The following is a 16,977-nucleotide window of genomic DNA, read 5'->3' as shown; positions in this document are numbered from 1 at the left end:
TATTTTTATGTTTCTTAATAAATGTTTAAAATAAGGTATGGATTTTTACAAAATTAACATTCAGTGTATTAATTTAATGAAAGTTTTTCAATAAACTGAGTAGCGGTGGCTTGGGTGTTTTGTCTAGAATAATTAAAAATTGAGTAGGGAAAATAAATAATTTAATTGTTAGGTTATAGCTTACATTTGTTTTGTTAAATCATTTATAGTGAGGGATTAAAAAAAAAGCGATTCATTTTAATGAACCGCTTTTTTATGTATTATTCTTTAATTTTTGATAAAGAAACTGCGTTAATGCAGTAACGTAACCCACTAGGAGGCGGGCCATCAGGAAAAATGTGACCTAAATGTGAATCGCACACATTACAGGTTACTTCAACACGAATCATTCCGTGAGATCTGTCAGCGTGATATCCAATTGCATTTTCCTTTACAGGTTGTGTAAAAGATGGCCATCCTGTTCCAGATTCGAACTTTTCGCTGGCATCAAACAATAAAGTGCCACAGCATTTACATTCGTAAATTCCAGGATCAAATAAACTACATAATTCAGAGCTAAAAGATCTTTCAGTTCCTTTTAAGCGTGTAACCTGAAATTCTTCTGGAGTTAGAATTTGTTTCCATTCTTCCTCCGTTTTCTCCACTCTTTTATCTGGAGCTGGATTTCCTTTATTTGTAAAATGAATTACATCTGCCCATTTTATCATAACTATTTTTTTTTAAAGTTTTCAGTCGCAGTTTTCAGTCACGGTTTCCAGTCACAGTTTTAGCTAATTTAAACTGAAAACTGTGACTGCGACTGAAAACTTTATTCCTCTTCCTTCTGTCCCATCATCATTAGATAGGCCTTAAGGAAAGGGTCGATATTTCCGTTCATTACGCCGTCAACATCGCTGGTTTCGTAGCCTGTACGAACGTCTTTTACTAATTTATAAGGTTGCATTACGTAATTACGAATCTGCGAACCCCATTCGATTTTCATTTTTCCAGCTTCAATATCAGCACGTTGCGCTTGTTGTTTCTTTAATTCGATTTCATACAATTGAGAACGAAGCATTTGCATTGCACGTTGTCTGTTATCTTGCTGAGATCTCGTTTCAGAACATTGAATCTGAATTCCAGTTGGTTTGTGAACTAACTGAACTTTAGTTTCAACTTTGTTTACGTTCTGTCCACCCGCACCACTCGAACGAGAAGTTGTGATTTCGATATCTGCAGGATTAATGTCGATTTCGATACTATCGTCAACTAATGGATAAACGTAAACCGATACAAAAGAAGTATGACGTTTTGCATTACTATCAAAAGGCGAAATACGAACCAAACGGTGAACACCATTTTCTCCTTTTAAATATCCGAACGAATAATCTCCTTCGAATTCTAAAGTTACGGTTTTAATTCCGGCAACATCGCCTTCTTGAAAGTTAAGCTCTTTGATTTTGTAGCCATAGCTTTCTCCCCACATCATGTACATACGCATAAGCATTCCCGCCCAGTCGCAACTTTCTGTTCCTCCGGCTCCAGCAGTGATTTGTACTACCGCACTTAAGCTGTCGCCTTCATCAGAAAGCATGTTTTTAAATTCGATGTTTTCAATATGCGATTGAGCAGCATTGTATTGTTCATCTAATTCATCAACAGAAAGTTCTCCTTCTTTATAAAAATCATGCGCCAGCTGTAATTCTTCTGTCAGTGATACTGCTTTGTCATAATCTTCAATCCATTTTTTCTTGTTTCGAAGATTTTTTACAAGGATTTCTGCTTCTTTTGGATTGTTCCAAAAATCAGGAGCGAAAGTTTTTTCTTCTTCGTTTGCAATCTCGATTAGTTTAGCATCGACGTCAAAGATACCTCCTCAACGCACCAAGGCGCTCCACAATACCTTTTACTTGTTCGGCTGTTGTCATAAATTAATTAATAGGTTTTTATATGTTTTTTAGAATTATTACGTTAATTTGGTCTATAGAAACGAGGGAGTTAAATTTTATTAAACTTGCCAACAATAACTATTTGTAATACGTAATTTTGTCTACAAAAATAAGATATAGTTTTTAGAATATGGAAATAAATTTAATCAGCGATACCATAACAAAGCCTACTTATGAGATGCTTCAGTATATGTTTAACGCTCATGTCGGCGATGATGTGTACAAACAGGACCCAACGGTGATTGAATTAGAAAACAGAACAGCGGAGTTTTTTGGTATGGAAGCTGGACTTTTTTTTCCGTCTGGAACTATGGCAAACCAGACTGCAATTAAACTGCACACGCAGCCTGGAGAACAATTAATTGCAGATAAATATGCTCACGTTTATCATTATGAAGGAGGAGGAGTTTCTTTTAATAGCGGTGTTTCTTGCTGTTTATTAGATGGAAACCGCGGAATGATTACGGCTCCGCAAGTTGCTGCAGCGATAAATGATCCAGAGTTTTATCATAGTCCGCTAACAAGCTTGGTTTGTGTAGAAAATACAACCAATAAAGGTGGGGGAGCTTGTTACGAATTAGAAGATTTAAGAGAGATAAAAAAGGTTTGTGATGCTAATAATTTGAAGTTTCACTTAGATGGCGCTCGAATTTGGAATGCGTTAGTAGCTAAAAGACAGAATCCTAAAGAATTTGGAGCTATTTTCGATACTATTTCAGTTTGTTTGTCTAAAGGATTAGGTGCTCCAATTGGTTCTGTACTGCTTGGAAGTAAAGCTGATATTTACAGAGCGTTGAGAATCAGAAAGATATTGGGCGGTGGAATGCGTCAAGTAGGATATTTAGCTGCGGCAGGATTATATGCTTTAGCTCATAATATCGAAAGATTGGCAGAAGATCATCGCAGAGCGAAAGAAATTGCAAAAGTCTTAAGCACAAAACCTTGGATTGCATCTATTGAACCCGTTGAAACAAATATTTTGATTTTTTCGCTTGCAGAAGGTTACAGCGACCAATTGTTAATTGAAAAATTAAAACAGAAAAATATACTTATAAGTTCTTTGGGGCATAATAAACTCCGTATTGTAACACATTTAGATTATAAAGAAGTAATGCATACGTATGTAATTGATACACTTTCGAAGTTTTAGAGAAAAGGTACAGACGTGCAAAGGTTTCAGAGTAACAAAGATTTAAAAAGAAGAGGATGTTTTAACATCCTCTTCTTTTTATGCCAAAGAAAAAAACTTTGAACCTTTGTATCTCTGAACCTTTGTAACTTATTTAAAAAGATTATCCATTCCAGGAATAGAAGGCATATCCATTCTAGCTACAGCGTCTAATTCTCTTTCGTTTACATTTGTTGCTTTTTCTATAGCTTTATTTAACGTTACAATTAAGTAATCTTCTAGCTGTTCTTTGTCTTCTAATAAAGAATCATGAATAGAAAGTGATTTTATTTTTCTACTAGCAGTGATAGTAACTTTTAATAATCCATCAGCGCTTTGTTCATCAATCAAAACAGTATCTAAACGCTTTTTAGTATCTTCGATTTTTTGCTGGGTTTCTTTTAGTTTACCCATCATTCCCATTAAATCCATTTTTGTTGATTTTTTAAATTATTTCAGACAAAATTAGTATATTGCTGTGTGAATTCAATAGAATAATTTAAGAAAAAATTAATTCTGTTCTGTTGGGTTTGTGCTATTTTTGCGTCTTCATATTAAAAATTAATGCTTAATAAATGCAAAATGATATATCGGCCCCAAAGGCTAAAATAGTTCCAAAAACATTAAAAAAACATAAAGAATCTAGGATTGATAACTATTTCTGGCTTAATGACAGAGAGGATTCAGAAGTAATCGATTATCTAAATAAGGAGAATGCTTATTACGAAAGCATGACTTCTCATACCCAAAATTTAAAAGATAGTCTGTTTGAGGAAATGAAAGCAAGAATTAAAGAAGACGACTCTTCTGTTCCTTATTTCTACAACGGATATTTTTATATTACACGTTTCGAAACAGGGCAGGATTATCCAATTTTTGCCAGAAAAAAAGGAAGCCTTTCTGCCGAAGAAGAAATTCTTTTTAACTGTAACGAAATGGCAAAAGGACATGCTTATTTCAAATTAGGAGGTTTAAGTATTAGTCCAGATAACAAATTTGCTAGTTTTGGAGTAGATATTGTTGGAAGAAGAATTTATACGATTCAAATAAAAAACTTAGAGACTGGTGAAATCTTAGCTGATAAAATAGAAAATGTTACAGGCGCTTCAGTTTGGGCAAATGACAACAATACTATTTTTTACGTGAGACAAGATGAAACAACGTTAAGAGCAGATAAAGTTTTTAGACATAAATTAAATACAGCATCTGAAAAGGATATTTTGGTTTTTGATGAAATTGATGATACTTTTAATGTATCGATCAGTAAAGAAAAATCAAGAAAATATATTGTTATTGGATCTGGAAGCACTTTAACAACAGAATATAGAATTCTAAATTCAAGTAATCCAGATGGAGAATTTACAGTTTTTCAGCCTCGTGTTCGCGGGTTAGAATACAGTATTTCTCATTACGAAGATTCATTTTATATTTTAACCAATAAAGACAAGGCGACGAATTTCAAGTTAATGAAAACGCCAGAAGATAAAACAGGAAAAAAGAACTGGGTAGATCTTATTCCGCACAGAGAAGATGTTTTGTTGGAAGATATTGAAATCTTTAAGAATTATTTAGTTGTAGAAGAACGTTCTAACGGATTAAATCATATTAGAATTATGCCTTGGGGCGATGAGCCAGATTATTATCTTCCTTTTGGCAGCGAAACGTATAATGCGTACACAACAACGAATGTTGATTTTGATACTGATATTTTGCGTTATAGTTATCAATCATTGGCAACGCCGTCTTCTGTAATAGATTTTAATATGAAGACTAAAACCAAAGAAATTCTAAAAGAACAAGAGGTTTTAGGCGGAAAATTTGATAAGAATAATTATATAGAAGAACGAGTTTGGGCAGTAGCCAGAGATGGTGTAAAAGTGCCTATTTCGATGGTTTACAGAAAAGGATTGGAGAAAAATGGTAAAAATCCATTGTTGCTTTATGCATACGGTTCATACGGAATCACAATGGATACGTATTTTTCTTCAACGAGGTTGTCGCTTTTAGACCGCGGATTTGTTTATGCAATTGCTCATATTAGAGGAGGCGAGGACTTAGGAAGACAATGGTATGAAGACGGAAAACTGTTAAAAAAGAAAAATACCTTTACAGATTTCATCGATTGCTCTAAATTTGTAATAGACCAAAAGTACACTTCTCCTGAACATCTTTATGCAGAGGGAGGATCTGCCGGCGGACTTTTAATGGGAGTGATCGTAAATGAAGCTCCTGAATTGTATAACGGCGTTATCGCTCAGGTGCCTTTTGTAGACGTAATTACGACGATGCTAGACGACAGTATTCCGCTTACAACTGGAGAGTATGACGAATGGGGAAACCCAAACAATAAAAAATATTACGATTATATGTTGTCGTATTCACCTTATGATAATGTAAAAGCACAGGAATATCCTAATATGTATGTATCTACCGGATTGCACGATTCACAGGTACAATATTGGGAGCCAGCCAAATGGGTTGCTAAATTGCGAGATTTAAAAACAAATAATAATCTTTTGTTTTTAGATACGAACATGGATGCAGGTCATGGTGGGGCTTCGGGACGTTTTGAGGCTTTAAAAGACTTAGCAAAGGAATTTAGTTTTTTATTAGATTTAGAAAAAATTAAAAGCTAATTAGAAATTTTTTGTTAAATTTGCAACCTATCAAGGTTAATTTAAAAAGGCCTTTGATTAACTATTTTTTTATGAAAGAAGAAATAACCGCTTATAATAATGTTTTAGAGTTAATAGGTAACACCCCCCTTATTAAACTAAATAAAATCACCGAAGAGTTAGAAGGAAATTTCTACGCAAAGGTAGAAGCTTTCAACCCAGGTCATTCCTCAAAAGATAGAATAGCGTTATATATTATTGAAGAAGCCGAGAAAAAAGGAATTCTTTCTCCGGGAGATACCATTATCGAAACCACATCTGGTAACACAGGATTTAGTTTAGCAATGGTAAGCATTATTAAAGGTTACAATTGTATTTTAGCAGTAAGCTCAAAATCATCGAAAGATAAAATTGACATGCTGAGAAGTTTAGGAGCGAAAGTATATGTCTGTCCGGCTCACGTTTCTGCAGATGATGAAAGATCATATTATAATGTAGCAAAACGTTTACACGAAGAAACTAAAGGATCAGTCTACATTAATCAATATTTTAACCAATTGAATATTGATGCTCACTACAACACTACAGGTCCAGAGATTTGGGAACAAACAAAAGGACAAATTACGCACTTGATTGCATGCAGCGGAACAGGAGGAACTATCTCTGGAACTGCAAAATTCTTAAAAGAAAAGAATCCGAATATTAGAATCCTAGGAGTTGATGCTTTTGGATCTGTATTGAAAAAATACCACGAAACAAAAGAATTCGACAGTAAAGAAATTTACCCATATCGTATAGAAGGTTTAGGTAAAAATCTAATCCCATCGGCTACTGACTTTGATATTATTGATAAATTCATGAAAGTAACCGACGAAGAAAGTGCTCACTCTGCAAGAGAAATTACTAGAAAAGAAGGTTTGTTTGTTGGATATACTTCTGGAGCAGTAATGCAAGCGATTAAACAATATGCTGAAGAAGGAGAATTCACGAAAGACAGCAATATTATTGCAATCTTCCCAGATCACGGTTCTCGTTATATGAGTAAAGTATTTAGCGATGACTGGATGAACGAACAAGGTTTCTTTGATAGCGTTAATGAAGAAGAAGCTCAAAAAATTGAATTTGTAAAGTAAAGAAAATTTACTTTTAATATATAAAACTCCATTCACAAGAATGGAGTTTTTTTTTGATTTAAACACTTTTTGAAAGGTGTTTTTCTTTTGTTTTGAAAATTTTAAATTCTTTTTTTTTTAAAAATACCGTATTTATACGTAAGAAATTATTAAGATGATTGAATTAAATCGATAATTTTAATACTATTTTTTGAAAGTTCACAAATGCGTTTAGTCGTGTAAAATAACTAATATTCGTTATTTTAACGAGTATTTTGGTAGGTTGTCGGAAATATTTTCGTCCAAATTCATAATGATCTAGTTTAGCAGTGTTAAAATGACATGAGTTGTTTAATCCCAAAATCTAACTATTATGAAAAAATCACTACTTACAGTTTTGTTTGTATGTTATTTGAATGTTAATGCACAAACACCAATTCAAGAATTTAACTTTAATGGTACTTTAAACAATACCGCAAACACAATCTCATTTATGGGAACCGATAATTTCGTCACTGATAGGGCGGGAGTTATAAAGGGAGCCCAACGATTAAATAATAAAGCTCTAGAGGCCGTAATTGACAACCTACCACAAGGAAAGAATGCCAGAACAGTAAGTATCTGGGTAAAATTTAATGATATTGCTGCTGCTAATTACATTTGGGGTTATGGAAATCCTTACAATGCACAATATTTTGGATTATTGCATCAAGGAACTACGAATTCAAATTCTGATTTGAGTCTGGCTGCTTGGGGAGCTTCTAATGACGTAATTGTTTCTACGCCACTTGAAAAGTATGTTTGGTACAACTATACCATTACATACGAAGGAGCAACTTCTAAAATATATAGAGACGGAAAACTGATAAAGTTTTTAGAAGGAATGACACGATCTACAAACGGAACAGTATTTAGATTAGGAGAAATTAATACTACTATCGGTATTAATGCTGATGTAGACGATTTGAAAATTTATGATGTAGCGTTGACTGCAGATCAGGTTAAAGAATTATACGAAAGTGAAAAACCTGTTGTTTCGATCGCTTCAACTGTAGAAAAATCTAAAACCACATCAGCAACTGTAGTGAATGGAAAAGTGGTTAAACAGCAAAATAATGCAACAATATTAACTTCAAGTGATGTTAGCGGAATGACGAAAAGTATTGAGGTTTATTCTCAAGGACAAAAAATTGAAGGAAGCAATGCAACAAATATCAGCAGTCTTCCAGAAGGAACTTATTTGTTAAAAATTACCAATGCTCCAGCTAAAAAAATCACTTCAAAATAAAGGTTTTCATTTGTTTTTTTAATGTTAGTTTAGTTTCTTACGTTGCTTCGGCAATAACATTTTTGAACTAGTAAAAGAAAAGCCTTCTGTAATCCAGAGGGCTTTTTTTAGTCTAATTTTCCATCCAAAAGCGTTTTGAATATATTTTCTTGATCTTGAGTTTATTTCTTTGATTATCAGCTTCTAATGTTAAAGTTAGAAATGTAAGCGAAATGTAGTACCGAATCTTTAAAAAATCCTATTAACAGTTAAGATAAATTGTATTAGTGTTTTTTAATGATGTCATTGAATTTCGCAAATCAGTTTTATAAAGCTTTAAATAGATTTTGTGATATTCCTCTTGAGATAAAAACATCATTTTTGTGAGAATTATTTATTTGTGTGTAGGAATTGTTTGGTGATGCTGAATAAAAATCATAGTTTTAACAAAATTTGTAAAAATAATAACTGAAATTTAATTATAAGGTTTGAGCAATCAAATTTTAGAGTTAAAGATATTTACCGTAACTCCAAAATATTCTGAAAAAAACTACTATGACTATGAAAAAAATATTACTCACATTCATGTTTGTAAATTTTTTAACTGCCAATGCACAAAATCCGGTGCAGGAATTTAATTTCAATGGTAATCTAAGCAGCGCCGATAATAGCATTTCATTTGTTGGAACTCCAATTTACGTAAATGACAGAATGGGTGCGCCAAGAGGAGCCTTAAGATTAACTAATAAATCTTTGCAGGCTGTTGTTGGTGAACTTCCGCAAGATAATAAACCGAAAACTATTTCTGTTTGGGTAAAATTTAATGCTGTAAATATTCCTAATTATATTTTAGGTTATGGAGCAGCAGTAAATGGACAGTATTTTGGTTTAGTTCAGCAGCCAGTAACTGGAGGAAATGCAGATGTAAGTCTAGTAGGGTGGGGAGATAATAACAATGTTATCGCTTCTGTTCCGCTTGCAAAAGAGACTTGGTATATGTATAGTGTTACTTACGACGGTAATGTATCAAAAATTTACCGAAACGGTGTATTATTAAAAGCGGCTGATGGAATTCAGCGTTCTGCGAAAGGTTATATTTTAAATTTAGGAAAATTAAATACTTCTACGAGTATCAATGCGGATATTGATGATATCAGATTATATAGTGTTGCAATGACAGACGAACAGGTTTTAGAAGCCTATAACAGTTCGAAAGCTGCACCAGCGAATAATCAAGTGGCTGTTTCAGCGCCGGCTTCTAATACAGCAACGAGATCTGTTGGAGCACCAGCAAAAGCTTCAGCGCCTGTTGCTGCAGAAACTACTAAGAATGGTAAAATAATCGAGGTCTTCTCGCAAGGAAAACAAATCATGAGTGCCAATGCATCTAATATTGGTGATTTACCTGAAGGGACTTATTTGATTAAGGTTATCAATACAAATGCGAAAAAGTAAAGTTCTTATTTGATTTTAATATAAAAAAAAGCCTTCTGAGATTTTCGGAAGGCTTTTTTGTTTTTAGATTAATACAATTACAACATTTAGAATTATTGGTTGTAATGTCTGTTTTATGATTCCTTAGATTTTACAATTTATTTTCAAAAATTCTTAATGTGCCATTTGTATCTAATACATATAGTTTGTCATTTGCATATTGAATATCTTTTAAATTATTATACCTATCAATTTGCCACAAATCTATTGTCTCTTGCCAGTCTATTTCATAAGTAGTTCTATTAAAAGCCCCAACAACATTGCTACTTAAACTATATCCACCAATAAAATATATATAATCTTCAGTATAAATACTTTGATTAATTAGAATGTCTTTTGGAGCATTTTCAGAAATGTGGGATAAACGACCAACTTCAAAACTGTTACCTGTGAAAAAACTTTTTAATTGTTTTGACTCAAATGTGTTTAAATCTATTTCGTAGTAATAGTGCTTATTTAGCATAAAAATTTTACCAGATTTGACATCTAGTTTCAAATCTCTAAAATCAGTAATTTGAAAACCATTTACATTTAATAGGCCTTCAAAAGGCATCGTCTCAGATAAGATTTTACCATTATTTATATCAATACTTACGAGTATATCACCTTGCATAAAAACAAGTAATTGATTATTGTAAAATCCTAGAAGTCTAATTATTTTTGCTTCATGCTCTTCTGAGTTGATAGTGTATTTTCTTCCGCTTAAATCTAATTCCCATTGGTGCAAGTCTAATAGGAGAGAAAAAGATTTTATATAAGTATGACCTTGTCTATGTATTAAGTTGTTATTAAATCTGAAACTTTGTCCAAATGCTTTCAAGTTTTTTAACCAATAAATACTATTATCGTTAAAATCGTATACGCCATATTTTTCAGCGACATCATTTTTTTTATTTTTGATTATAGCAGAGTTTTCATCAAATGTTTCATGATAAATTGCAAAATCATAATGTATAATATTACAATTTGTAATTAAAAATGTTTCTGGATTTGTAATATTGCTAAAACAGAATAAAATATTATTCTGATATTCAATACCAAAACAATCAATTAAAAATTCTTTATTCTTATACAGTTTTTCATCTTTTGTTACATAAAACAAACCGCAATCATTAATAAATTTAAAATTATTAATATTTTGAAATGTGGAGCTTAAAAAATACATTTTTACAGGACTTTAATGAAATTATAAAATGAATTGTTTGTGTTTGAAATAAATGAAGTGAAATCACTTAAAGCTTCTGATCTGCCTGCTTCATTATCATTATCAGGAAATAATTCTGTCCTTAATTCAGTATTACTCCAGATAGCATTAAACACTTCGTTTCCTTGTTGAGTGAGTGTATTATTTTTGTACATCATTTCTTTAAACACTTCTTTAACCCATGTTGCTTTCACAGTGTTATCAGTTCCAGCAAGTTTTAATGCATCAAAATAATATGCAATTTTATTCATGTTATTTACTTGTCTAGTAGCTAATAATGCCTTGAATTGTTTAAACGAATTCCCCGTAAGACTAGTTTTAAAATATGAAAATGCTCCGTTACTACTACTTGCTGATTCAGGATCATCTTTGTCTACAGTATTTTTAGGAATGTTACTCCAACTTTTAAATTCACAATAAACACCAGCATTAACTACATCAGGTTCACATCCTTCTAGTTGAGTATATTCGTAAGCTGTAATATTATTAAATATATTAGGATTAGCTTTGATTACTTTTAATATATAGTATTCAGCTTCTCTCGTTCTGTCAGAACTAGTTATTAATAAACTTTTTACATTATTTCTACCTGTAGCATTTATATAATGAGATGCGAAATACGCTAAATCTATTAAATATTGATCCATTGGCTGGATAAAATCTACACCACTGTTACCACAAACGGTACATTTGCTTCTTGTATTAGTTTTAATATATTCTTGAAGTCCTGTACTATCTCCTAAATCACTATTAATTTGATTGTTTATTAAAATTGTTTTAAGCTCTTTTAAAACTTTCCAGTCTTTTTGCATCTGACTATTGCAATTTTCAATAGTAGCACTACTACATCTTGCTTCAGCTACTATTTCCCATGAATTTAAAATATTAATATCTATATCTTGTATATGTTGGGCAATGTGATCTGATGTTGTTGAACCTTCGTTAATATTTTTTAAAAATAATATAATTTTATCTCTATTCCATGTTAATAATTGAGTTATAACAGAATTTGCATTTGAGGAAGTTAGACCAGAGCAAAGATTATTAATGTAATTTGTGTAACTGTTATTAGTTTTAGCATCTAGTTGATTTAATTTATTACATATGTCGGAATTTAATTTATAGGTTTGAGGGCAAAATTTACACTTATTATCATCTTGTGGTGTATCGTTTTCAGTAAAAGTATAAACAATTGGTTTAACACTTGCCCCAAATGCTGGAATTAGTTTATAAATTATTTTATTTGCTCCAATTTTGAAGGCGATTGCATCGTATAAGTTATCAATGCCTTGTAGGAATGCTAATTTACCCTCCTCCGCTGCTGCGTCTGCTGCTATTTTTATCGTTGTTGTGGCTGCTTTTTCTAATTCAGCTTTGGCTATGGACTGAAATTTTGGAACAGCTACTTTAGCAACATCAGTTAGAATCGTTTCTCCAGCAACATTTATTGTATATTCAACTGTCTTGGTACCCTGTTTTATAGCTGCTGATACTAAGGTTGTATTACCCATTGTTAAAAGTAATGCCGCCCCAGCTACCATTTTTTTAGTTTGGTAGGCAAAATCTTTAATAATTGGTGTCGTATTGGAAAGAATACGAACACCTTTTTTTGAGCCATTTACTATCAGCTCAGTAATTTCGCCTTTAGCAGATTTTGTAGCCAAAGCTTGTAACTCCTCACCAGCAATATCTGCTAAAATAACCTCTCCTTCAGAAATTAATTTTACTCTAAATAGATTATCTTTTAATTGTCTTATAACATCACCCGCAGCATTTTCTCCAATAACAGCAAGTTTACCTGTTAGGGGTTTGATGAAATTGTATGATAGACCAAGGTAATGAAAAGGATCTGTAATTTTTCCACAAAAGTTAATTGCTTTTAATGTCGAACTAAAAATCTTGCTCGCAATTCCTTCTCCAGCAACTTCATCTCCAAAGCACATTACTATAACAGGTCCAATAACAGAACCTACAAATTCAGCTGTTTTGCAAGGTTGAGAAGTTGAAAATTGATCACTTATCGTTTCGGATAATAAATACCATATTTTAGGGAATGTTATGCCTTTATCAAATAGAAGTTTTTTAGAACCGTCTGCTTCTTCACTAAATATTTTCTTTTCAGAAATCGATGCAATAAATTCACTATTATTAGTTCTTCCTTTTTCACTAAATGAAGAAACTAAAAGTTTTGCCAAATCAGGAACAGATTTAACAACATCAACTAATCCATTATACATTCCACAGAATAATGCAAATTGAATTTGACTAGGTGTTCCTTCTAATTCCTTAAAATCAGGATATGAAGCAGATATTTTTACAAGTAATTGATCTTGAATAGCCGAAAAGAAATTAATGTAACTAAATACTTCGGCATAAATTGGCTTATATTTATCTAATTTACAGTCATATACCTCGGCAGGAATTTTGGCTTTTTCTATATTTTTACTTAAGAAATCAAAAAGATCATAATAAGCTGTAAAATAACCATCTACAGACTCATAGCCAATTGCAATTATTTTTTCAAACAATGTTTTTTGCTTCCAGTCTAATTGTGATCCCCATGATTTTAAAGCAACAGACATTGATTCGTCAAAACTGCTTCCAGAAATAATCTGTTTTACTTTGATTTTGCCATCCGTATTATATTCCATCCAGAATACAATTTCATCTGCTTTTATTTCTTCTTTGACATTATCTACATAAAAATTATTGTCTTTATAAACAACTCTGTCTGGTTTTTCTGATTCAGAAGTTAAAAGTATTCGACCTTTTATTTGATGCGCTAATCCAGTAATCCAGTTTTTAGATTTGCCAGACATTAATGCTTCTAATTTATCTAGAACTTCTTTTTTAACTTCTCCTTTTATTAAGTTTTTAACGTATACACCTCCGTTTCCACTTCCATTTCCAGATTCTCCACAGCCTAATAATGCAGAATATATATTAGGATTTTGTTTAATATCTGTACCATCAATTCCTTCGATATAAGTCTGAAGCCTTCTTTGGGCTTCTGCTTTATCTTTTAAGTCGATAAGTTCTGCTATTTCTTTATATTGAGTTCGAATATATTTAATCTCATTACAATTGTTAGAATAATTATATACAAGCCAAATTGTAGGATTATCTTTTGTGGTACTTATTATCGAACCTTTATATTCATCACCAGTATTTTTTCCATCTACAGTGTAGGTGTTTTTTTCTTTATTCCAAAGATATCTTACGTTATTAGCATCTCGAAAACCTGATAAGTGTCCCTCAGCGACCAATCCAGCCTCAGTAGAAACAATATTGCTTTCTCCAGCACTAACAAGTTTCCAATCAGGTGTAAGTCCAAAACCACCAGCCAAAGCCCCAGAAGAACTTTTCTGAAAACCATAGAATTTCCATCCACCGCTATGAATAATATCCCAATCGTTATGTGATAATACAGTTCCATTCCCATAATCCATTAATAGATCAGTTTTTCCTGATTCAGTGTCAGTAGAGAAAGGATGTTTAAGACCAAAAATACCATGTCCAAGCTCGTGAGCAGCAGTTTTTAAATTATTGTCAAATACGAAAGCATATTGACCACCAAGTGGCATAAAACCTTTATATCCATCTTGCCCTGGTCTGCCAGTGTAAATGATGTAATACGTTTCGTCATCATATTTAAGATTACTCGCTTCAATCTGATTTATTATATTAATTTGTCCATCAGTGTACACATTCATAATTCCGCTGTCTCCACAAGGAACTATGTTAGGTAGAGTAGTTATATTGACATTTTGTGAAGTTACATTGAACTTAATTCCTGCTTTATTATAAACGTCATTAAGGAATTTTTCTGCATCTGCAGTACTTGGCACATTTGCTCCGTTGACACTTAAAATAGTTACATTAATTGAAGGCTTCTGAGTTAAATCCCAAAGGTTTATTTTACCAGCAATATCAGATTTACCAGCGATCGTTTTACTAGGATCATTTGGATCTTTTTCTTGTGCTCCTTTTACTGTAGCAATGATACTATGTTTAGCAAAATTAAATTTCTTACTAATCTTTATTTCTACTTTCGTATCACTGATTTTTTCTGTAGCAACTTCTTCGCCAGCATTAGTTTTAAAGACGACATCATCTAATGTTTTACCATTTTTAAATTCAGCTTCTGCAATAATGAAATCAAAAGCATCACTTAAGTCAGATATTGCTTTATAATTTACCTTATAAGTGCCTCCCGTTTTAGTAGGGATGGTTTCATAAGATTCTAGAAGCTTTTTTGGTCCATCTTTTGGCTGTGGATCAAAAGCGTATTTGGCATTAGTTCCATTTGAAAAAGTAATTTTAACATCTGAAGAAGATATTTGAACAACTTCACCACTGCTAGATATACCATTGGTATTTGCAGCAGTTGCTTTTCCGCCTTCAGCTGGATTTGAAACAGTAGGTTGATCTTTAGCTTCAGCCGGTATTGTAACAGTTTTTCCGTCTTTATCAGTATAAACCTGATCGTAAGAAGATTTTGGAAGAACAGTGACAGCGCCATTAGTTCCTTTTATTGTAGTGCTTCCGTCAGGATTTAATGTTACCGATTCTATTACATAATCAAGCTTGCCTTCAACTGGTTTTCCATCGCTTCCAAATACATCTTTAAATACCCCATCAAGATCAGCCATACTGCTCCAATTTGGATCATAAGCGGCTATAATCTCTCCAGAAATCAGTTTAAAATCAGTATTTAAACCAATACTGTTGAATGTAATCCTGATACGAGTGTTTTCACTTATATTTACTTTAGCACTTTTTTCGTTTTCTTCTTTATCTTCTGCGCTTTGTGCAATAAGTGTGTCAGCTGCATCAATAAGCTGTCTAAATTTTTCGATGAAAGGAAGCGTTACATAACCATCACCAGAAAAAGTTCCGTTGCTTCCAGTTGCATGTAAAACTACAATAGGGAAATCTCCCGCGGCGATAACATCATTAGGTAAAAGTTCTTTCAGCGGAGTAGTGTTTGCTAAATCTGCTGGATCTGGTTTTAGACCACAGCCTTGAAAAGCAATTTCGTCTCTTACCAGAGTATTAAATTCTTTAACTGTACTAAGAGTGTATTTGCCAACTTCGCAAGATGCACCTACAGTATATTCGTAAGTAGTATTAGGTTTAAGATTGGTAATAGTAAGGTTTTCTCTTGGAGTTACCACTTTGTACCATTCCGAATCTGCATTTTTTTCACGGTAGTTTACCTGATAATCGAAGTTATCGATACTTCCTGACCAAGAAACTTTAGCTTGGTTTTCGCTTATTCCGTCAACGTTTATGGCAAGCGGTGCTGTACAATAGGTTTCGTAATCGAATGAGAAGATTTCACTATATCCGTTATTCTTAAAAACACCAATTTCTTCGGCTCCTTGAAGCGCTTTTGCTTTTATTCTCCAAGCATATTTTTTACCAGGAAGTAATTGCGGTTCTGAAACGCCATATTGTAATGTAGTCGAACGTGTTGTCGTTGTAAAAAGAGGAGGTGAGTATAAAAATGCATTTTGAACTGGAGTATATTTATCCCAGATTTCTACCAAAGAAAATTCATATTCAACGTTACTGACATTGATTTGACGTGGCGTCCAGCTAAAAATAATGTTCTGAATGTTCTGCTGCATTATAGAAGCATTATTCAGAGGAAGGTTTAGAAACGGCGGATCATTTTGGAAAATAATTGTCGTTACACTAGTTTTCTTAGAAAGCTTTTTGTTGGTCGCAAAATCATAAACCTCAACAGAAAAATTATAAATGCCTTCTGGAAGTGCCTGAGCGTATTGGTTTGGATTGATTCCAAGAAGGTTTTGATATTCAAAGTATGGTGCTAAATCGACATTGGTCAACTGAAGGGGCACACCGCCTTCTAGATAAAGATCACGTGCTCCAACCACAAAATCGTTTGTTGTTAATGAAATAGATTGTCCTTGGAAATAACATTTTAATCGAATCTGGCGATTAGAAATCGTTAAATCGTTTAAAGAAATCTGCACTTTGATTGGACTATTTATGGTAGTCGCATCGGCATAATTGCTTAAATAGATTGGCGAAGGTTGCGAAATTTGCGTGCTTATTGTTACTGGATAAGTTTGCGCTAAACCAGAGACCATTGCAGAAAGCCAAAACCCAAGGGTTAGAAATAGTTGATATTGTAGTTTTTTTAGCATTTGGGTGTTTTTA

10 protein-coding genes are annotated in these 16,977 nt (G+C 32.8%); 5 read left to right on the top strand and 5 right to left on the bottom strand.

Translation table 11 applies throughout. The features are described from left to right. Nucleotides 1-260: 260 nt before the first annotated feature. Together msrB and prfB are read right to left on the bottom strand one after the other, a co-directional pair. Nucleotides 261-707 carry a peptide-methionine (R)-S-oxide reductase MsrB gene (msrB, locus tag OD917_RS18835; RefSeq protein ID WP_111286468.1) on the bottom strand — a complete coding sequence of 149 codons (447 nt, stop codon included), beginning with the start codon at nucleotides 705-707 and terminating at the stop codon, nucleotides 261-263. A 101-nt stretch (nucleotides 708-808) separates the two neighbouring features. Further along, nucleotides 809-1,907 (bottom strand): peptide chain release factor 2 gene (gene prfB, locus OD917_RS18830; RefSeq protein WP_263524965.1). Its coding sequence is split into 2 segments (ribosomal slippage): nucleotides 809-1,843 and nucleotides 1,845-1,907, totalling 1,098 coding nucleotides; the frame shifts between segments, so codons are not numbered across the junction. A 151-nt stretch (nucleotides 1,908-2,058) separates the two neighbouring features. Here prfB and OD917_RS18825 point away from each other — a divergent pair. After that, nucleotides 2,059-3,078, top strand: coding sequence for a threonine aldolase family protein (locus tag OD917_RS18825; RefSeq protein ID WP_263524964.1), 1,020 nt, complete (start codon nucleotides 2,059-2,061; stop codon nucleotides 3,076-3,078). A gap of 129 nt (nucleotides 3,079-3,207) precedes the next feature. Here the strand turns inward: OD917_RS18825 and OD917_RS18820 are convergent, their stop codons facing one another. Further along, nucleotides 3,208-3,528: a YbaB/EbfC family nucleoid-associated protein gene (locus OD917_RS18820; protein WP_263524963.1), complete on the bottom strand. Its 321-nt coding sequence runs from the start codon at nucleotides 3,526-3,528 to the stop codon at nucleotides 3,208-3,210. Nucleotides 3,529-3,671: 143 nt separating this feature from the next. Here OD917_RS18820 and OD917_RS18815 point away from each other — a divergent pair, with 143 nt between their 5' ends. From OD917_RS18815 to OD917_RS18800, 4 genes are all read left to right on the top strand, one after another. After that, complete coding sequence (locus OD917_RS18815; RefSeq protein WP_263524962.1) at nucleotides 3,672-5,732, top strand: S9 family peptidase; 2,061 nt, start codon at nucleotides 3,672-3,674, stop codon at nucleotides 5,730-5,732. A gap of 71 nt (nucleotides 5,733-5,803) precedes the next feature. Beyond that, entirely contained in the window at nucleotides 5,804-6,844 is a 1,041-nt protein-coding gene (locus OD917_RS18810; protein WP_184164601.1) for a PLP-dependent cysteine synthase family protein, read from the top strand. Between the two features lie 352 nt (nucleotides 6,845-7,196). Continuing rightward, nucleotides 7,197-8,111: a LamG domain-containing protein gene (locus OD917_RS18805; protein ID WP_263524961.1), complete on the top strand. Its 915-nt coding sequence runs from the start codon at nucleotides 7,197-7,199 to the stop codon at nucleotides 8,109-8,111. A gap of 540 nt (nucleotides 8,112-8,651) precedes the next feature. Then, a complete protein-coding gene (locus tag OD917_RS18800; RefSeq protein ID WP_263524959.1) occupies nucleotides 8,652-9,545 on the top strand; it encodes a LamG domain-containing protein in 894 nt (297 codons plus the stop codon). A gap of 130 nt (nucleotides 9,546-9,675) precedes the next feature. On the opposite strand, the gene OD917_RS18795 is transcribed toward OD917_RS18800, so the two are convergent. Beyond that, complete coding sequence (locus tag OD917_RS18795) at nucleotides 9,676-10,749, bottom strand: hypothetical protein (RefSeq protein ID WP_263524958.1); 1,074 nt, start codon at nucleotides 10,747-10,749, stop codon at nucleotides 9,676-9,678. A 2-nt stretch (nucleotides 10,750-10,751) separates the two neighbouring features. Then, the gene (locus OD917_RS18790) at nucleotides 10,752-16,964 is read right to left on the bottom strand and encodes a fibronectin type III domain-containing protein (protein WP_263524957.1); all 6,213 of its coding nucleotides are present in this window, start codon (nucleotides 16,962-16,964) and stop codon (nucleotides 10,752-10,754) included. Nucleotides 16,965-16,977: the final 13 nt, after the last annotated feature.

The sequence above is a fragment of the Flavobacterium sp. SH_e genome, from assembly GCF_025717045.1.
GTDB lineage: Bacteria > Bacteroidota > Bacteroidia > Flavobacteriales > Flavobacteriaceae > Flavobacterium.
This window is presented reverse-complemented; position numbering and strand designations above follow the sequence as displayed.

Excerpts from the sequence above, each read along its gene's own strand:
- OD917_RS18805 (WP_263524961.1), top strand. The coding sequence starts at position 7,197 with ATGAAAAAATCACTACTTACAGTTTTGTTTGTATGTTATTTGAATGTT.
- OD917_RS18810 (WP_184164601.1), top strand. The coding sequence starts at position 5,804 with ATGAAAGAAGAAATAACCGCTTATAATAATGTTTTAGAGTTAATAGGT.
- OD917_RS18825 (WP_263524964.1), top strand. The coding sequence starts at position 2,059 with ATGGAAATAAATTTAATCAGCGATACCATAACAAAGCCTACTTATGAG.
- OD917_RS18815 (WP_263524962.1), top strand. The coding sequence starts at position 3,672 with ATGCAAAATGATATATCGGCCCCAAAGGCTAAAATAGTTCCAAAAACA.
- OD917_RS18790 (WP_263524957.1), bottom strand. The coding sequence starts at position 16,964 with ATGCTAAAAAAACTACAATATCAACTATTTCTAACCCTTGGGTTTTGG.
- OD917_RS18800 (WP_263524959.1), top strand. The coding sequence starts at position 8,652 with ATGAAAAAAATATTACTCACATTCATGTTTGTAAATTTTTTAACTGCC.
- msrB (WP_111286468.1), bottom strand. The coding sequence starts at position 707 with ATGATAAAATGGGCAGATGTAATTCATTTTACAAATAAAGGAAATCCA.
- OD917_RS18795 (WP_263524958.1), bottom strand. The coding sequence starts at position 10,749 with ATGTATTTTTTAAGCTCCACATTTCAAAATATTAATAATTTTAAATTT.
- OD917_RS18820 (WP_263524963.1), bottom strand. The coding sequence starts at position 3,528 with ATGGATTTAATGGGAATGATGGGTAAACTAAAAGAAACCCAGCAAAAA.